Source organism: Aeromonas sp. s5 (assembly GCF_040907865.1).
Lineage (GTDB): Bacteria > Pseudomonadota > Gammaproteobacteria > Enterobacterales > Aeromonadaceae > Aeromonas > Aeromonas dhakensis.
Window position 1 is genome coordinate 432,200 of record NZ_JBFOCO010000033.1, and the last position, 16,280, is coordinate 448,479.

Consider the following 16,280-nt stretch of genomic DNA (forward strand, 5'->3'; position numbering starts at 1 on the left):
GCCGCAGGTCGGCTCCATTCAACCCTGTCATCATGGGGCAGGTTTTTTGACAAGGACAACGCAATGACAAGGATCAGGCTCGAATATCACGGTCACGTGGCCTACATCACCCTCGACCATCCTCCCGCCAACACCTGGACGCTCGCCAGCCTGCAGGCCTTCTTGCAGATGATGGTGGAGCTCGACGGCCGCCCCGACGTGGTGGCGCTGGTGATCCGCGGGGCCGGGGACAAATTTTTCTGTGCCGGCGCCGATCTCAACATGTTTGCCGACGGCAACCTGGAGCACGCCCGCGAAGTGGCCGAGGCCTTTGGCCGCGCCTTCGAGGCGCTGGCCCGCTTTCACGGGGTCAGCATCGCCGCCATCAATGGCTACGCCATGGGGGGGGGCCTGGAGGTAGCGCTGGCCTGCGACATCCGCATCGCCGAGCAGCAGGCCAAGCTGGGCCTGCCGGAGGCCTCGGTGGGCTTGCTGCCCTGCGCCGGCGGCACCCAGCGCCTCACCGAACTGGTGGGACCGGGCTGGGCCAAGCGGATGATCCTCTGCGGCGAGAAGGTGAGCGCCACCCTGGCCTACGAGATGGGGCTGGTGGAGGAGGTGGTGAAGGAGGGGCACGCCTGGGAGGCGGCGCACCAGATGGCCCAGCTGGTGGAGCGCCAGAGCCCGAGCGCCCTGCGCGCCTGCAAGACCCTCATCAATCAGGGGCGCAGCGGCCATCGGGACGCGGCGCTGCCGCTCGAGCGCAGCCTGTTCCTCACCCTGTTTGACGATGCCAACCAGCGGGAAGGGGTGACCGCCTTCCTCGAGAAACGGGCCCCGCGCTGGCACTACGACCAATCGAAGCCTGTGAAGAGTGAGGGAGTGAAGGATGAATGAGGTAATGATGGCGGCCCGCCGTGTCGCAGGGGCTGATACCCGGTCTGCGGAGGCCAGCCATGAGTGAGCCTGTGCGCATCGATACCCTCCCCACGGCGGATGGTCGTCACATCGGGATGCTGACCCTGGACAGCCTCGCCTCCCTCAATGCCCTGAGCCTTGAGATGATCCAGTTGTTGCAGGCAGCGCTGACCCGCTGGGAGCAGGACCCGGCCATCGTCTGCGTGCTGCTGCAGGGGGCCGGCGAGAAGGCGTTTTGCGCCGGCGGCGACATCCGCTCTTTTTATTACCGCAAGCAGGAGGCGAGCGAGTCGGCACTGTTCGGCTATGCCCGCGATTTCTTCGAGCAGGAGTACCGGCTCGATCACCACATCCATTGCTACGGCAAGCCCCTCATCTGCGTGGCGGACGGCATCTGCATGGGGGGCGGTATCGGCCTCTTTGCCGGGGCCGGTTTTCGGGTGGTGACCGAGAAGAGCCTGTTCGCCATGCCGGAGGTGACCATAGGCCTCTACCCCGACGTGGGGGCCAGCTGGTTTTTGAGCCGCATGCCAGGCCGGCTCGGGCTCTGGCTCGGCCTCACCGGTGCCCGCTTCAACGGGGCGGACGCCATCGGCCTGGGTCTGGCGGATCACGCCATGGCGAGCCACGAGCGGGCGGAGCTGCCGGCGCGCCTCGCCGCCCTCGACTGGTCTGGCGCTGTCGATGCCAGCGAGCAGATCGAGGGGTTGCTGGCCGGTTTGCAGCAATCTCTTGGCCAGACGCTGCCTGCCCCCGTGCTGCTACCCCACCAGGCCCGCATCGATATGCTGTTGGCCGGTCGCTCCCTGCAAGGGGTGTTGGCACGCCTCGAGGGGGCCGAGCTGGACGAACCGGCGCTGGCCCAGGCGCGGGCGACCTGCCAGAGCGGCAGCCCCATCAGTCGCGCCATTCTCTGGCGCCAGTTCTGGCAGGCACGGCGCCAGTCGTTGGCCGAGGTGTTTGCCGACGAGCTGACCCTCTCGGTCAACTGCGTGCTCAGAGGGGACTTCGTCGAAGGGGTGCGGGCTCTGCTCATCGACAAGGACAAATCCCCCCGCTGGCAGGCCCCGCAGACGGGTGAGGCCTGGCTGGATGCCTTCTATCGTTGGCCCGAGGGGGACAACCCCTTGCGCCCCCGTTGACGCGGGATCACACACAAGGAACAGACCATGACAAGGATTGGATTTATCGGGCTTGGCAACATGGGGGGCCCCATGGCCGCCAACCTGGCCAGGGCGGGGCACACAGTGCAGGTGTTTGATCTGGTGGCCGACAGCCTGACCCGCGCCATCGAGGCCGGCTGCATCGCCGCCGGCGATGCCCGCGAGGCGGTGAGCGGCTGCGAGCTGGTGATCAGCATGCTGCCGGCGGGCGAGCATGTGCGCAGCCTCTGGCTTGGCGAGAGCGCCGGTGAGCGGGGTGGGCAGGATCTGCTGGCGGCCCTGCCGCACGGCGCCCTGGTCATCGACTGCTCCACCATAGACGTGGCCTCGGCCCGCCAGGTGGGGGCGGCGGCGCAGGCGCGCGGCATCCGTTTTCTCGATGCTCCGGTGTCGGGAGGGGTGGCCGGCGCGGCGGCGGGGACGCTGACCTTCATCGTCGGCGGCGAACAGGCGGATTTTGAGACGGCCAAACCCGTGCTCGCCTGCATGGGGCAGAACCTGTTTCACGCCGGGGCGCTCGGCGCGGGCCAGATCGCCAAGATGTGCAACAACATGCTGCTTGCCATCCACATGGCGGGTACTGCGGAAGCGCTGGCGCTCGGGGTCAAGGAGGGGCTGGATCCGGGCGTGCTCTCCACCATCATGGGCAAGAGCTCGGGCAACAACTGGAGCCTGGAGCGCTACAACCCCTGGCCCGGGGTGATGGAGAACGTGCCGGCGTCGCGCAACTATCAGGGGGGCTTCATGACCCGGCTGATGGTCAAAGACCTGGGGCTCGCCATGGCCCTGGCCGAGCATGCCCACAGCGCCGTGCCCATGGGGGCGCTGGCGCGCAACCTGTTCAACCTGCACGCCACCAAGGGGCAGGGTGCCCGGGATTTTTCCAGCATCGTCGAACTCTATCTGGACAAGACAGAGCCGGGTTAAGGGCCGCTATCTACCTTTTTACCCGATAGTCTTTGACTCGATAGTCACCGGCCATCTCACCAGGAGCATTTATGGATATCACACAAAAAGTCATCGCCATCACGGGGGCGGGCAGGGGGCTGGGCCGCGCCATCGCCCTGAGTCTGGCGGAGCAGGGGGCGCAGCTTGCGCTCATCGACGTCAACCGCACCGATCTGGAGGTGACCGAGGCGGAGGTGCGCAGCCGTGACGGCCGCTGCGCCCTGTTCGTCTGCAACGTGGCGAGCGAGCCGGAGGTCGAGGCGACCTTCGCCGCCATCAAGGATCAGTTCGGTGCCCTGCACGGCCTCGTCAACTGCGCCGGCATACTGCGGGACGGCATGCTGATCAAGGTGAAGGAGGGGTTGCTTGCGGAGAAGATGAGCCTGGCCCAGTGGCAGAGCGTCATCGACGTCAACCTCACCGGCACCTTCCTGTGCGGGCGCGAGGGAGCGGCGCTGATGGCCACCGGCGGGGAGGGGGGCGTCATCATCAACATCTCCTCCATCGCCCGCGCCGGCAACATGGGCCAGAGCAACTATGCCGCCAGCAAGGCGGGGGTGGCTTCGCTGGTGGTCACCTGGGGGAAGGAGCTGGCCCGTCACGGCATCCGGGTGATGGGCATCGCTCCCGGGGTGTTTGCCACCGACATGACGGCGGCGATGAAACCGGAGGCGATGGCCCGCATGCAGCAGGCCATCCCGGTGGGCACCCTCGGGCAGGCGGCGCAGCTGGCCCAGACGGTGCATTTTATTCTCGCCAATGACTATCTGTCGGGGCGGATGATCGAGCTCGACGGCGGTTTGCGCCTCTAAATTCCAGCTCTCTTTTGCAGATGCCCCTGGCCCTCGGTGCAGGGGCATTTTTATTGAAACGTTTGTCAGCAGTCAGGTTTGCCGAGCTCGGCTGCAAGCTGCATTCTCATGCAGGTCTTATCCGCAAAAAGGGGGCTCAGGTCATGGAAAAATGTGAAATATCAACGGGTCTTTCTTAATTTGAACCAGCTCACAGGCCCCCGGGGTCAGTGCTGTAAAATTGCGCGCGGTCAAGGCGGTGCATGATTGACGGTACGAGGGATTGCGGTCGGAATAGTCATGCAATATAGTTGCCGCCTTTTTCACGGGGTATGGATTTCTAGCCCCTCCCATATTGCGCGCAGTATGAATACGGACGCTCTGCCGCCGCCTAATTAAACAGGATTGAGATGGACAAGAAACTGGGGCTTGGCGCCCTCATCTCGCTGGTGATCGGCTCCATGGTCGGTGCCGGGGTCTTCAGTCTGCCGCAAAACATCGCCGCTCATGCCAGTGCCGGGGCCGTCGCTTTGGGATGGGCCATCACAGGTATCGGCATGATCTGCCTCGCGCTGGTGTATCAGAACCTCTCCATGCGTCGCCCGGATCTCGATGGCGGCATCTTCAGCTATGCCAAGGCCGGTTTCGGCGATTTCATCGGCTTCAATGCCGCCTGGGGCTACTGGCTCTGTCAGCTGCTGGCCAACGTCTCCTACGCCATCGTGGTGTTCAGTGCGCTGAGCTACTTCTTCGATACACCGGACAACGTCATTTTCGGTGACGGCAACACCCCGGTGGCCATCACGCTCGCCTCCATCCTCATCTGGTCGGTACACGCCCTGGTGCTGCGCGGCATCCAGGTGGCGGCGCTGGTGAACATCGTCACCACCATCGCCAAGATGGTGCCCCTCATCGTCTTCTGCGTGGCCATCCTGCTCGCCTTCAACATGGAGACCTTCACCCTGGACATCTGGGGTCAGGGCACCCCTGAGCTGGGTTCGGTGATGGATCAGGTCAAGTCCACCATGAAAGTGACGCTCTGGGTCTTCATCGGCATCGAGGGGGCCGTGGTGGTCTCCGCCCGTGCCCGCCATCGCAAGGACGTAGGCCGTGCCACCGTGCTGGCACTGCTGGGGGCCCTGACGCTCTACGTCATGGTGACCCTGTTCTCGCTGGGGGTCATGAACCAGCCGCAACTGGCGGCCCTCAAGAACCCCTCCACCGCCATGATCCTGGAAGCCGTGGTCGGCCCCTGGGGTGCCTGGCTCATCAACATCGGCCTGGTCATCTCGGTGATGGGGGCCCTGCTGAGCTGGACCGTGCTGGCGGCGGAAGTGCCCTACATCGCGGGCAAGACCGGCGTCTTCCCCGGCTGGTTCGCCAAGGAGAACAAGAACGGCTCGCCGCAGGTGTCGCTCTGGTGCTCCACCTGCCTGGTGCAGACCTTCCTCATCATCATCTACTTCCAGAGCAGCACCTATCTGGCGCTGGTCAACATCGCCACCTCGGCGGCGCTGGTACCCTACGTCTTCTCCGGCGCCTACGGGCTGAAGCTGGCGCTGAAAGGGGAGACCTACGCAGGTCAGCCCCATCAGCGCAAGCGCGACCTCTTCCTGGCGCTGGTGGCGACCGTCTACGGCTGCTGGCTGGTCTATGCCGCCGGGGTCGAGTACCTGCTGCTGGTAGCGCTGCTCTACAGCCCCGGCATCTTCATCTACTGGAAGGCGCGCCAGCATCACGGGCTGCGCGGCCTCAACCGGCTGGAGCAGGGGATGACGGCGGCCCTGCTCGGTTGCGCCGTGCTGGCCTTCTACAAGGTGATGGACGGTACCATTCCCTTGAGTTAACCGGCACAATAAAGAGATGGCCCAAGGGCCATCTCTTTTTTTATGTGCTGCACACGACTCGGTGCGCGGCAGAGCCTCGGAAGGAATTTTTATGCTGTTTATGGGTTATCTGCTGCTAGGGGCATTCGCCGGCATGTTGGCGGGATTGTTCGGCATCGGCGGCGGTCTCATCATAGTGCCCGTGCTGGTGCTGAGCTTTCACGCCCAGGGCGTCGCCCCCGACATCATTACCCATCTGGCACTCGGCACCTCGCTGCCCACCATGATCTTCACCGGCTTCAGCTCCCTGCGCGCCCACCAGGAGGCCGGTGCGGTGGACTGGGTGATGATCCGCCGGCTTGGTGCCGGCATGCTGATCGGGGCCTGGCTCGGCGGCATGACCGCCAACCTGCTCAGCGCCAGCACCCTCAACATCATCATCGGCTGCTTTGCCTGGACCATGGCGCTGCAGATGGGGCTCAACCTCAAGCCCAAGGCGGAGCGTCATCTGCCGGGGGCGCTCGGCACCGGCATCGCCGGCACCGTGATCGGCTGGATGTCGGCCTTGTTCGGCATCGGTGGCGGCTCGCTGACCGTGCCTTATCTGAGCTGGAACAGCGTGCCGATGCGCAACGCCGTGGCGGCCTCCGCCGCCTGCAGCATGCCCATCGCCCTGGCGGGCAGCCTCAGCTACCTCTACACCGGCTGGGGCAACCCGGATCTGCCAGAGTGGAGCCTGGGTTACATCTATCTGCCGGCGCTGCTCGGCATAGTGCTCACCAGTACCCAGTTTGCCCGGGTGGGGGCCAAACTGGCGCACCGACTCTCTCCCCGGCGGCTCAAGCAGGCGTTCGCCCTGCTGATGCTGCTGGTGGGGGCCAAATTCATGCTGTTTAGCTGAACCCTTGGCCAGATTGTTGAAAAATAAGGCGAACGGCACGGACGAGGGCAGAAAGCCGTTGCATTGAGGGGCCAGTTTGCCTATTCTCCTCGCCGGTGGTCCTATTGGTCCTCTCGCATTGATAACCCGTCGACCTGGTCAGGACCGGAAGGTAGCAGCCAAGGCGGGGGACTCGAGTGCCGGGATGTGGCTGGTAGGGCCACCACTTGTTTTTGTAAATCAATAAGTTACAGCTAATCACCCCCTTCAGACCTCTTGGTAATCCACTTTGTGTGGATGGATCAGGAGTCTTCTCTGTGAATCTCTGGCTCTCTCCGCAAGGTATCTGGTACTACCGCAAGGTGACAGTGCTCCCCTGTGGCCGCCGCAAAGACATCAAGAAATCTCTCCGTACTCGGGACAAGCTGGTCGCTCGTGAACAGGTTGCTCAGATGCTTGCCTGTGCGCGTTCTCGGGTAAAACCAGCGGCTGTCCAGCCAGAACCTCAGCCAAGCTCCCTGCCGGAGCCTCAACAGCTACCGCAACAGACACTCTCAGCGGCCAATCCTGCCCCTAAGGCTGTTTCTGCGGCTCCTTCTGCCATTTCATCCCCTGCACTCTCAGAACTCAGTGAGCGTTATCTGAAAGAGAAGGCGCTCTCGTGGGCTCCAAAAGAGCTCAGCAACCAGAAGAACTACATTGGCTACTTCATCAAAGTGCTGGGAGATAGATCTCCAACCGCGTACAGCAAGGCCGATGTGGTCAAGTTCAAGGACGAGCTCCTGAACTCAGGCAAGAGTCCGACGACTATCAACAAGTATCTACAGAAGCTCTCGCTGTTGTTCGTCTGGCTAGGTAATCACCACGAGGGCATCGTCAATCACTTCGCTGGGCTCAAGTTACAACGGGTCAAAGAGGTCAATGCTCGCTGTGGGTACACATCTGCGGAGAAACAGCGATTGATCCAGTGGGCGAAAGAACAGGAGCCATACCGCAAGTGGATAGCGTTGCTCGGCCTGTATACCGGAGCGAGAGCCAATGAAATCTGCCAGTTGTACGCAGACGATGTGCAGCTGGTTGACGAGGTATGGTGCCTGAACATCAGGGACAACCGCCCAGACCAGAAGCTCAAGACGGTCAACAGTGCCCGCCTGATCCCTATTCACTCCTCGCTGATTGCTGGTGGCTTTATCGACTTCGTGCAGGAAAGGGCAGGGGGGAGGCTGTTCCCTGAGCTACCTCATCGACAAGACGGTTACAGCCATCTCTGGGGGCAGTGGTTCAGTCGTCATCGCCCTATAGACAAAGACTTCCATAGCCTGCGGCATACCGTGGCAACAGCGTTGAAGGATTATGGTGTACCGCTACAGTATGCGGCGGCCATTCTTGGCCATACCAATGGTGCCATCAGCTATGATCGGTACGGTGGTGGGGTAGCAGTCGAGAAGCTACAAGCAGCTATCGAAGCGGCACTATGAACGTACTACCTTGGAGATCATTTCGTATGTATTTCAATCCAAGAAAAATCACTATTTAGCTAGATGCTGATGAGCACAAGGAAGAGCACCAGTGGAACACCAGAGGCCTGATAAGGCACTACCTGATTTGAATGAGTTAAAAGAGCAAATAGCGTTGGAATACGGGCGATGCCTCCTCCAGTTGCAGCAGTTTGAATTGATGCTCAAAGCAACCCTGCCCACTCTGAAGGTGAGCGGGTTTTCCGATGAATTGGCTGGTAACGTAGAACGCGATCGCCAGCTTCTAGGCGGCAAGACGCTGGGACATTTGGTGGGCCAGTGGAACCAGAGAACGACGCCGGGAGATAAGCAAGAAATTGATGATGATGCTCTAAACAGTCGAGCTTACTTCAGCTTCAGCTGTGGTCTGGAGGACGGGGAATGGATGAACGAAAAGCTCAAACAACTACTCGAGTTGCGAAATGAGCTGGTTCATCATTTCCTGTCACGCTTTGCTCTGAACTCGGAGGCGAGTTGCCAGGAGGCAATCAGCTATCTGTTCACAGCAGCCAATACCATCGAGAACAACTGGGATACGCTGATTTCCCTCCTGACTACTTTTGAAAAAGGCAAGAGGGAACTGATCGACTTTATAAACTCTCCCGCCGGAAAGAATCTTTTCTACTACGGCATCATCCCTGGTGAACCTGTCGTCAATTGGGAAACCACTACCATCATCCAACAGCTGAAATTTGCAGAGCGTTCAATAGCCAAGGACGACTGGGCACAGTTAAACGAAGCCATCCGCAGTATCGGCCAAAGCCACCCAGGGCTATCCCCCAAGCTATACGGATGCAGCAGTTGGCGGGAGGTTATTCATCGTTCCCAGCTCTTCGAGGTTGACAAACGGCTTTCTCCCAGTGGTGTGCTCACTTGGTATCGCTCACGCCGGACTTAAGCAAATCTGCTAAATCCTGCCATTTAGATTTTCTGCACATTCTAGGGAACCTGATTATTTAAATGGATCAAACAGGTACCTCCAGTAAATTCTGAAAAAATCCGTGAGGGCTTATAAGATGCGCGCGCCACCCCCAGTCCCCCCTGGGGTGCCTCCTGCTGCCTTCCCGATCACCTGCCCGTCTGCCTTCTGTCCTGCCCTGCCCTGGGGGAGCCTGTCGCCTGTCCTGTCTATAGGGCATCAAGCCAGCCAGGGGGGAGAGGGACGTTCGTTCCTCACATCATGCCGTTGCCCGCCTGTAGTCCTGCCCTGCTGTCACCCTGAGATCTTGCTGCCCTACCGCCTGCCGTCCTGAGAGCTGCCCGTTACCTTGCCATTGTGTCCCACCCTTCAGCCTGTCCTGGTGCCCTTGTCCTGCCTGCCTTCCGCCTATCTCAATAGGGTATACATCAACGATACATAGTTTATGTGCCCCAATAAGTGATAAAAAAATCATTGACCCTACTTCAATGAGACAACCATAGTGAGCCTACTTGATTGAGACATGACTGATGAATGATCGGCACTGACATTACGACTGAGAGACAAGGAGAAAAGATGTTTGTGAGGGCATACCTGCGGGCCAGTACACAAGAACAAGATGCACAACGGGCACGTCAGACACTTGCAGACTTTGCCCAAGAGCGAGGCCATACAGTAGCAGCGTGGTATGCGGAGAACGTATCTGGCGCACACTTGGAGCGTCCCGAGTTGACCCGTCTGCTGGCTGACGCTCAACCTGGAGATGTCTTGCTGCTGGAGCAAGTGGATCGCCTGAGTCGTCTAGTTGAATCCGAATGGCAGCAACTCAAACGAGCCGTTGAAGATGCTGGGGTGCGTATAGTCGCTTTGGATCTACCCACCTCTTGGGGAGCTATGGACAAGGGACAGGTTGGAGCCGCAGACATGACTCAGAGGATCCTTGGGGCGGTGAACCTGATGATGCTTGAACTTCTTGCTGCCTTTGCTCGGAAAGACTATGAGGATCGCAGAAGGCGACAAGCTGAAGGCATTGCCAAGGCTAAGGAGGCGGGCAAGTACAGGGGAAGCACAGCTGATGTTGCCAAGCACAAAGTCATGGTTGACCTCAGGCGCAATGGCGTATCAGTGGGGGACATTGTGGAGATGACTGGTATGTCACGAGCTACCGTCATGCGAGTGCTGAAGAAGGCGCGAGAGAGCGGGGAACTATCCGAGTAACCTATAGACATCAAGAGGAGTCGGGTTCCTCTCGCTCTGCTTCCTCATTCAATCTTCCACCATGAGTTGACCACTACACGCACCAAACGATCTCTGAGCAATCGCATAACTGGCCTATGGGGTAGCTTAGGTGCTGGCCATGGATAATCACAGAGGATCATTGAGATGGCTTCCTGTCGATGCCTCTATCCACTGGCAGCCTATCACCTGTCCGACGCTTGGCTGATTTGAATAAACCCTGACCATAGGAGAGAACAAATCTATCGACCCTCTTTCTTACCGCCCCTGTTTTTGGACAGCCTGCCAGCTTGTCCTCGTGATCCTTCCTTTGTAAAATTGCCTTCCAATAAACCCTGACCAATGGAGAACAGCCCATGAGATAAACCAACCAAACCAGAGAAAACTGAATGACCGAACTGACTAATTCCATCGCTACCCCTAAGCGTGGCCGTCCAGTATTTACCCACGATAATCGCTTTGTCCGCCAATGGCTTTACCGCTATAGTACTTCTCTCCCGTTGGAAGATGGGTTGCTGTTACCTTTTAAAGTCCCGTCTATCTACGAGTTGCCAAGCTGGTGCAATGATGTGATTGTTGGAGCTGCAAGGTTGAACAATTCCGAGAAGTACACAGGAAAACCATTAAATACAACACTCATCATCAAGCTACTCATGGCTTTCCCCACGCTGACCAATGCCAATGTGAAGGCGTTCCTCGAGTCTCGAATGGCAGACACTGTCAGCAAGCAATACGTGAGTCAGCTAGCTAATGCTGCTATTAGTGCGAGTAAATCAATCGACTACTACCTTGCTAAGCTAGAACTTGGGGAACAAATCGGAAGGGGGCCAACTGGAAATAGTCTGACATTATTTAGTAATCCGTCAGATCACTCCTCGGTCTGGTCGGAGTGTCAGGCAGCATAGGCTTGAGTTTACAGGGATAGTCTGAACCCATCGATCTTGGTCTGGGATGATTATCAAAAAAGTATTATCTACCAGACCTTCTATCAGATCTGACATCGTTTGCTCATTGGGAATGAATGCCAGCTCTGGCTAGTGATGATTACCAATAAAGACTATCCCAATAATCTTATCTATAAGATACCTATCAGCCCCCCCTCAAACTCGGTGATCTCCATACTTTGGGGATCTCCCCATTCCTGCTGGAATAGAGGAAGGTCTAATGAAGACCAGATCTGTACAAGCTGGGGAAATGCCAAGTTGGTCTGAGCTGGAACGAGTGTTTCTGGCTGTTTATTGAACAGTGTTTGTTTGGAATGCAGGTGTCTCTAAAAATGGTAAGTTATTCACAGTAACTGCTGACATCAGCAACACTAGATTCATAATCAGAATGTGCACTTTGCGCATTACTCATCTCATACGAACAGTCATCTTCAAGATCCAGATTTGTTGCACATGAATGTAATGAGCTCGCTGCTGTTGCAAGAACGTCTGCCGCACTCTCAGCCTCTTCTCTTGCTTGAATGCACTCTTCTGAATCTTCAGATGCGGCAGCAATAGGCAATCCAAACACGACAAGAAGGGAAAATAAGCTAGCACTTAAAATACGCATAAAAGTCACCGATTCACTATGGAGCTTATTATGCTGAAAGGTCTCTCATCGTTACTTGATCCTCTTCACAACATCCCTTAGATACCAGAGCCAAAGGCCAACTACTGGATTTCCAGTGAGCTTCTATTACCCGCTTTTCTTTCACCTGTGGCGCTGTTTTACGTTGGCTTACTACGTCTGTTCTTCATTGGCTTGAAGCATTAGGGGAGGGCAGTTATCATGGGCTCCTCAATTGCCCCTATAGCTACTCCACTTCATGTGGATTACTTTGGTCGGGTTAGTTGTTACATCTTGATTTTAGAAATCTTGTTGATGGCAATCAGTTCCATCCCCAAGTGCCTGATTTATTTGGGCTCGCATTGATAACCCGTCGACCTGGTCAGGACCGGAAGGTAGCAGCCAAGGCGGGGGACTCGAGTGCCGGGATGTGGCTGGTAGGGCCACCACTTGTTTCTGCAATTCAATAAGTTACCTATCAATCTCTCTTCAGACCTCTTGGTCATCCACTTGATGTGGATGAGTCTGGCGTCTTCATCCCATATTTCCGATTCTTTGCCGCAAGCTCTCAGGTGCGACCGCAAGGTGATCCTGGAACCCAACGCGAACGTCCCCCCCCTTGATCTTCCGCGCCGTCCCATTGCTACCATGTTTCCCTCAGCTACCTCCCGTGGCCTCTATTGCCATTGCATCCTCTTTGTTCTCACCACTCTATAACCCCTTTTTGAAAGAGAAGGGCTTGCCGTACGCCTACGGCCAGGCGCTGGAAAGTGTCAGACCGTCGGCAACCCCGGGCACTTGACTGGTGGTGCGCCAACCACTTGCTGGCCTGACGGGCAACGGCCAGCACTGGGGGATCAGGCCAGCAGCGCTCGCTTCTCGATCAGGAAATCCATCAGCGCCCGGATCTTGGCCGGCATCTGGGCCCGCGACGGCACATAGAGATAAAACCCAGGGAAGGGGGGGCACCAGGGGGCGAGTACCCGCACCAGTGATCCGTCACTCAGGTGCTGGCGCACCCGCAGATCCAGGTGTTTGACCAACCCCACCCCCTGCAGGGCCGCCTGCAGCATGCTGTCGTCGTCGTTGAACACGGCGTTGCCCTTGGGATCGACGATCTGGGTGTGCTGCTCCTCATCGGGAGAGGTAAACGACCAGCGGTCTATGGTGTTGCTGGAGGTGAAGCGGTAGGCCAGGCAGTTGTGCCGGGTGAGGTCGCACGGGGTCTGCGGCGTGCCATGCTGCCTGAGATAGTCGGGTGAGCCGACGATGGCCATGGTCAGAGGCGGGGTGATAGGCACCGCCACCACGTGTTCATCCAGGCTCTCCCCCAGGCGAATGCCGGCATCCATGCCGTCGGCGATGATGTTGGAAAACCCGTCCGCCATCACCAGCTCCAGCCGCAGCTTGGGATGGCGCGCCAGAAACTCCCCCATGTGGGGCTCGAGCAGCAGCCTGGCGGCGATGCGCGAGCTGTTGATGCGTATAAGGCCCGAGGGCTCAAGGTGGGAGTCATTGAGCTCGCTCACCACCCGTTCGATGGCCGTGAGGGAGGGTTGCAGCACGTCCAGCAGGCGCCGCCCCTCCTCGGTCAGCGACATGTCGCGGGTGGTACGGTTGAGCAGCCGCACCTGCAGCTGCTGCTCCAGCCCCTTGAGGTGCTGGGAGAGGGCGGCGCGGGTCACCCCCATCTCGGTGGCGGCCTTGGTGAAGCTGCGGTGACGGGCGATGTGGGCAAACCACGTCAGTGACGCGACGAGTGAAGGTTCTATGGGCATTTGTTTAGCCTGGCTAATCAGTCATGTCTGGATAGGTGCGTATATCTAGCTCAATAGACTTACTACTATTAGCTCGAACTCGCGTCAAGCATGACGCCCCTGAACCTAACGGAGAGCCCGACCATGTCCCACGTCACCTTCCCCAATCGCAACGGCCAAGGCATCACCATGGCTGCCATCGTTCACTTCCCGCCGCACTTCGATGAGCGCAAGCAGTACCCGGCGGTCGTGGTTTCCCACCCCGGCGGCGGGGTGAAGGAGCAGACCGCGGGCCTGTACGCCAGCAAGCTGGCCGAGCAAGGCCTCGTTGCCATCGCCTTTGACCGCTCCTATCAGGGCGAGAGCTCGGGCGAGCCGCGCCAGCTGGAGAACCCCCACGTCAGCACCGAAGATGTCAGCGCCGTGGTGGACTACCTGACCACGCTGCCCTATGTCGATCAGAACCGGATCGGGGCCATGGGCATCTGCGCCGGTGCCGGCTACAGCGCCAATGCCGCCATCCAGGATCGCCGCATCAAGGCGCTCGGCATGGTCAGCGCGGTCAACATCGGCCAGATGTTCCGCAATGGCTGGGACAACAGCGTCAAGGATGCCGATGCCATGGGCTATCTGGCGTTCGGCTCCCAGGCGCGTACCGCAGATGCGGCAGGCACCGCCTACGCCACCATCCCCTTGGCGCCCCTGCGTGAAGAGGATGCTCCCAACGAGGAGCTGCGCGAAGCCTGGGAGTACTACCACACCCCGCGCTGCGAGCACCCCAACGCGCCGGGCTTTGCGCTGACCCGCAACCTGAACCAGATCATCACCTACGACGCCTATCACAAGGCGGAGGCCTTCCTGACCCAGCCCATTCTGGCGGTAGCTGGCAGCGTGGCTGGCAGCAAGTGGATGAGCGATGACCTGCTGGCGCGCGCCGCGAGCACAGACAAGACCCTGCATGTGGTGGAGGGGGGCAACCACATGTCCCTCTACGACGTGCCCCGCCATGTCGACGAGGCCGTCGCCCAGCTGGTCCCCTTCTTCCTGCGAACCCTGAACTAATCGGCCCGCGAGAGGGGGAGGCCCCTCTCGCTTATCGAGGAACATCATCATGAGCCATGTATTGAACCTGACCTATCAGAACCTGGGCTGGCAGACGGCGGCCGACCTCTACCTGCCGCCCGATTTCGACGAGCAAAAGCGCTACCCGGCCATCGTCAGCACCCACCCCATCGGCAGCTGCAAGGAGCAGACCGCCGGCAATGTCTACGCCAAAGGGCTGGCCGCGGCAGGGTTCGTGGTGCTGGTGCCCGACGCCAGCTTCCAGGGCGCCAGCGGCGGTGAGCCGCGCTTTATCGAGGATCCGGCCATCCGGGTCTCCGACATCCGCTTCGCGGTGGATTACCTGCAAGCCCTGCCTTATGTGGACAGCGATCGCATCGGCGCCATCGGCGTGTGCGGCGGCGGCGCCTACACCATCCATGCGGGCATCACGGATCACCGCCTCAAGGCGCTGGCCTCCATCACCGGGGTCAACTATGGCCGCCTGATCCGCGAAGGCTTCGCCCAGTTCAAGCCTCTTGAGCTGGCCCAGGGCATCGCCCGGATGCGCACGGTACAGGCACAAGGTGACGCCACAGAGCCCGCCGATCTGCTGCCAGCGTCCGTGGCGGCGGCCACCGCGGCAGGCATCACCGACATCGACGTGCTGGAGGCCACCGAGTACTACAAGACGGCGCGCGGTCAGCAACCTCACGGCGCGACCCGCCAGTTGATGTCCTTCACCGGCGCCGCCATGGGGTGGGATGCCTTCCTCCACGCCGAGGTGCTGCTGACCCAGCCGCTGATGGTGGTCATCGGCGACAAGGCGGGCGGCTTTGGCGCCTATCGGGATGGCTGGGAGATCTACGGCCGCGCCGCCGCCACCGACAAGCACATTGTCGTGGCCGAAGGCTGGTCCCATTACGACCTCTACGACAAACCCGAGCCGGTGGCCATCGCCATGGCAAGCCTCGTGCCCTTCTTCCAGCGCACCCTGTGATCCCGCGGTGGGGGCATCCCCACCCATTCAAGCGACAAGGTAAACCGATATGCGAAACGTATTGATCCTCGGCGCCAGCGGCCAGATAGCCCGGTGGGTGGTCAAGGGGCTCGCCGGGCAGGGCGACATCCGCCAGACCCTGCTGCTGCGCGATCCCAAAAAATTGAGCGGCCGTGAGCCGGCCAACGCCAGGGTGGTGATCGGCAGCGTGCTGGACAAGCCGCTGCTCAAGGAGGCGATGGCAGGACAAGAGATCGTCTACGCCAACCTCAGCGGCGACAACCTGGACAAGCAGGCCCAGGCGATCATCACCGCCATGCAGACCGCCGGGGTGAAGCGCCTGGTCTTCGTGCTGTCCCTTGGGATCTACGACGAGGTGCCCGGCAAGTTCGGCCAGTGGAATCGCGGCATCATCGGCGAGGAGCTCAAACCCTACCGGCGGGCCGCAGACGCCATCGAGGCATCGGGGCTGGATTACACCATCTTGCGCCCGGCCTGGCTGACCGATGAGGATGAGGTGGATTACGAGCTGACCGCCAAGGGCCAGCCCTTCCAGGGCACAGTGGTGTCGCGCAGGAGCGTGGGGGATCTCATCACCCGGATCCTGGTCTCGCCCGAACTGCATCTGGGGGAGAACCTTGGCATCCACCAACCCGGCAGCGAGGGCGACAAGCCGTACTTTATGTAATGGGAGGCCAGAGCGATGGCCTGCGGTGCCGGGACAGGGGCGCGGGCATCATGTCGCTTGCAGCGA

The 16,280-nt window shown here is 59.8% G+C and carries 15 protein-coding genes and 2 other RNA genes; 15 read left to right on the top strand and 2 right to left on the bottom strand.

The features are described from left to right. Positions 1-63 precede the first annotated feature (63 nt). The 11 genes from AB5Y94_RS21190 to AB5Y94_RS21240 all read left to right on the top strand — a co-directional run bounded on the left by AB5Y94_RS21190 (position 64) and on the right by AB5Y94_RS21240 (position 11,082). Positions 64-876 (top strand): enoyl-CoA hydratase, encoded by an 813-nt coding sequence (locus AB5Y94_RS21190; protein WP_117403443.1) that lies wholly within the window; start codon positions 64-66, stop codon positions 874-876. 59 nt (positions 877-935) lie between these two features. Next, the gene (locus AB5Y94_RS21195) at positions 936-2,039 is read left to right on the top strand and encodes an enoyl-CoA hydratase/isomerase family protein (RefSeq protein ID WP_368206505.1); all 1,104 of its coding nucleotides are present in this window, start codon (positions 936-938) and stop codon (positions 2,037-2,039) included. 27 nt (positions 2,040-2,066) lie between these two features. Then, a complete protein-coding gene (mmsB, locus tag AB5Y94_RS21200) occupies positions 2,067-2,987 on the top strand; it encodes a 3-hydroxyisobutyrate dehydrogenase (RefSeq protein ID WP_368206506.1) in 921 nt (306 codons plus the stop codon). Between the two features lie 71 nt (positions 2,988-3,058). Beyond that, positions 3,059-3,820, top strand: coding sequence for an SDR family oxidoreductase (locus AB5Y94_RS21205; protein ID WP_010633820.1), 762 nt, complete (start codon positions 3,059-3,061; stop codon positions 3,818-3,820). 389 nt (positions 3,821-4,209) lie between these two features. Further along, positions 4,210-5,646, top strand: a complete 1,437-nt coding sequence (arcD, locus tag AB5Y94_RS21210) for an arginine-ornithine antiporter (RefSeq protein WP_005301466.1) — start codon at positions 4,210-4,212, stop codon at positions 5,644-5,646. Between the two features lie 91 nt (positions 5,647-5,737). Continuing rightward, entirely contained in the window at positions 5,738-6,526 is a 789-nt protein-coding gene (locus AB5Y94_RS21215) for a sulfite exporter TauE/SafE family protein (protein ID WP_244366805.1), read from the top strand. A gap of 102 nt (positions 6,527-6,628) precedes the next feature. Next, an RNA gene (ffs, locus tag AB5Y94_RS21220) (signal recognition particle sRNA small type) lies at positions 6,629-6,725 on the top strand. Positions 6,726-6,822: 97 nt separating this feature from the next. Continuing rightward, entirely contained in the window at positions 6,823-7,983 is a 1,161-nt protein-coding gene (locus AB5Y94_RS21225; RefSeq protein ID WP_368206507.1) for a tyrosine-type recombinase/integrase, read from the top strand. 91 nt (positions 7,984-8,074) lie between these two features. Further along, positions 8,075-8,920, top strand: coding sequence for an OST-HTH/LOTUS domain-containing protein (locus AB5Y94_RS21230; protein WP_368206508.1), 846 nt, complete (start codon positions 8,075-8,077; stop codon positions 8,918-8,920). 597 nt (positions 8,921-9,517) lie between these two features. Continuing rightward, the gene (locus tag AB5Y94_RS21235) at positions 9,518-10,159 is read left to right on the top strand and encodes a recombinase family protein (RefSeq protein ID WP_064341587.1); all 642 of its coding nucleotides are present in this window, start codon (positions 9,518-9,520) and stop codon (positions 10,157-10,159) included. 407 nt (positions 10,160-10,566) lie between these two features. Next, the gene (locus AB5Y94_RS21240; RefSeq protein ID WP_182963760.1) at positions 10,567-11,082 is read left to right on the top strand and encodes a hypothetical protein; all 516 of its coding nucleotides are present in this window, start codon (positions 10,567-10,569) and stop codon (positions 11,080-11,082) included. Positions 11,083-11,461: 379 nt separating this feature from the next. Here the strand turns inward: AB5Y94_RS21240 and AB5Y94_RS21245 are convergent, their stop codons facing one another. After that, positions 11,462-11,731 carry a hypothetical protein gene (locus AB5Y94_RS21245; RefSeq protein ID WP_124245252.1) on the bottom strand — a complete coding sequence of 90 codons (270 nt, stop codon included), beginning with the start codon at positions 11,729-11,731 and terminating at the stop codon, positions 11,462-11,464. A 346-nt stretch (positions 11,732-12,077) separates the two neighbouring features. On the opposite strand from AB5Y94_RS21245, the gene ffs (AB5Y94_RS21250) reads away from it, so the two are divergent. Beyond that, positions 12,078-12,171, top strand: an RNA gene (ffs, locus tag AB5Y94_RS21250) — signal recognition particle sRNA small type. Between the two features lie 414 nt (positions 12,172-12,585). Here the strand turns inward: ffs (AB5Y94_RS21250) and AB5Y94_RS21255 are convergent. Beyond that, positions 12,586-13,506 (bottom strand): LysR family transcriptional regulator, encoded by a 921-nt coding sequence (locus AB5Y94_RS21255; RefSeq protein ID WP_368206509.1) that lies wholly within the window; start codon positions 13,504-13,506, stop codon positions 12,586-12,588. A 123-nt stretch (positions 13,507-13,629) separates the two neighbouring features. On the opposite strand from AB5Y94_RS21255, the gene AB5Y94_RS21260 reads away from it, so the two are divergent. From AB5Y94_RS21260 to AB5Y94_RS21270, 3 genes are read left to right on the top strand one after another with little or no spacing between them, the layout of a single operon-like run. Continuing rightward, positions 13,630-14,547, top strand: a complete 918-nt coding sequence (locus tag AB5Y94_RS21260; protein ID WP_368206705.1) for an alpha/beta hydrolase — start codon at positions 13,630-13,632, stop codon at positions 14,545-14,547. A gap of 49 nt (positions 14,548-14,596) precedes the next feature. After that, on the top strand, positions 14,597-15,526 hold the full coding sequence (locus tag AB5Y94_RS21265) for an alpha/beta hydrolase (RefSeq protein ID WP_368206510.1): 930 nt from the start codon (positions 14,597-14,599) through the stop codon (positions 15,524-15,526). A gap of 49 nt (positions 15,527-15,575) precedes the next feature. Continuing rightward, positions 15,576-16,214 (top strand): SDR family oxidoreductase, encoded by a 639-nt coding sequence (locus AB5Y94_RS21270; RefSeq protein ID WP_368206511.1) that lies wholly within the window; start codon positions 15,576-15,578, stop codon positions 16,212-16,214. Positions 16,215-16,280: the final 66 nt, after the last annotated feature.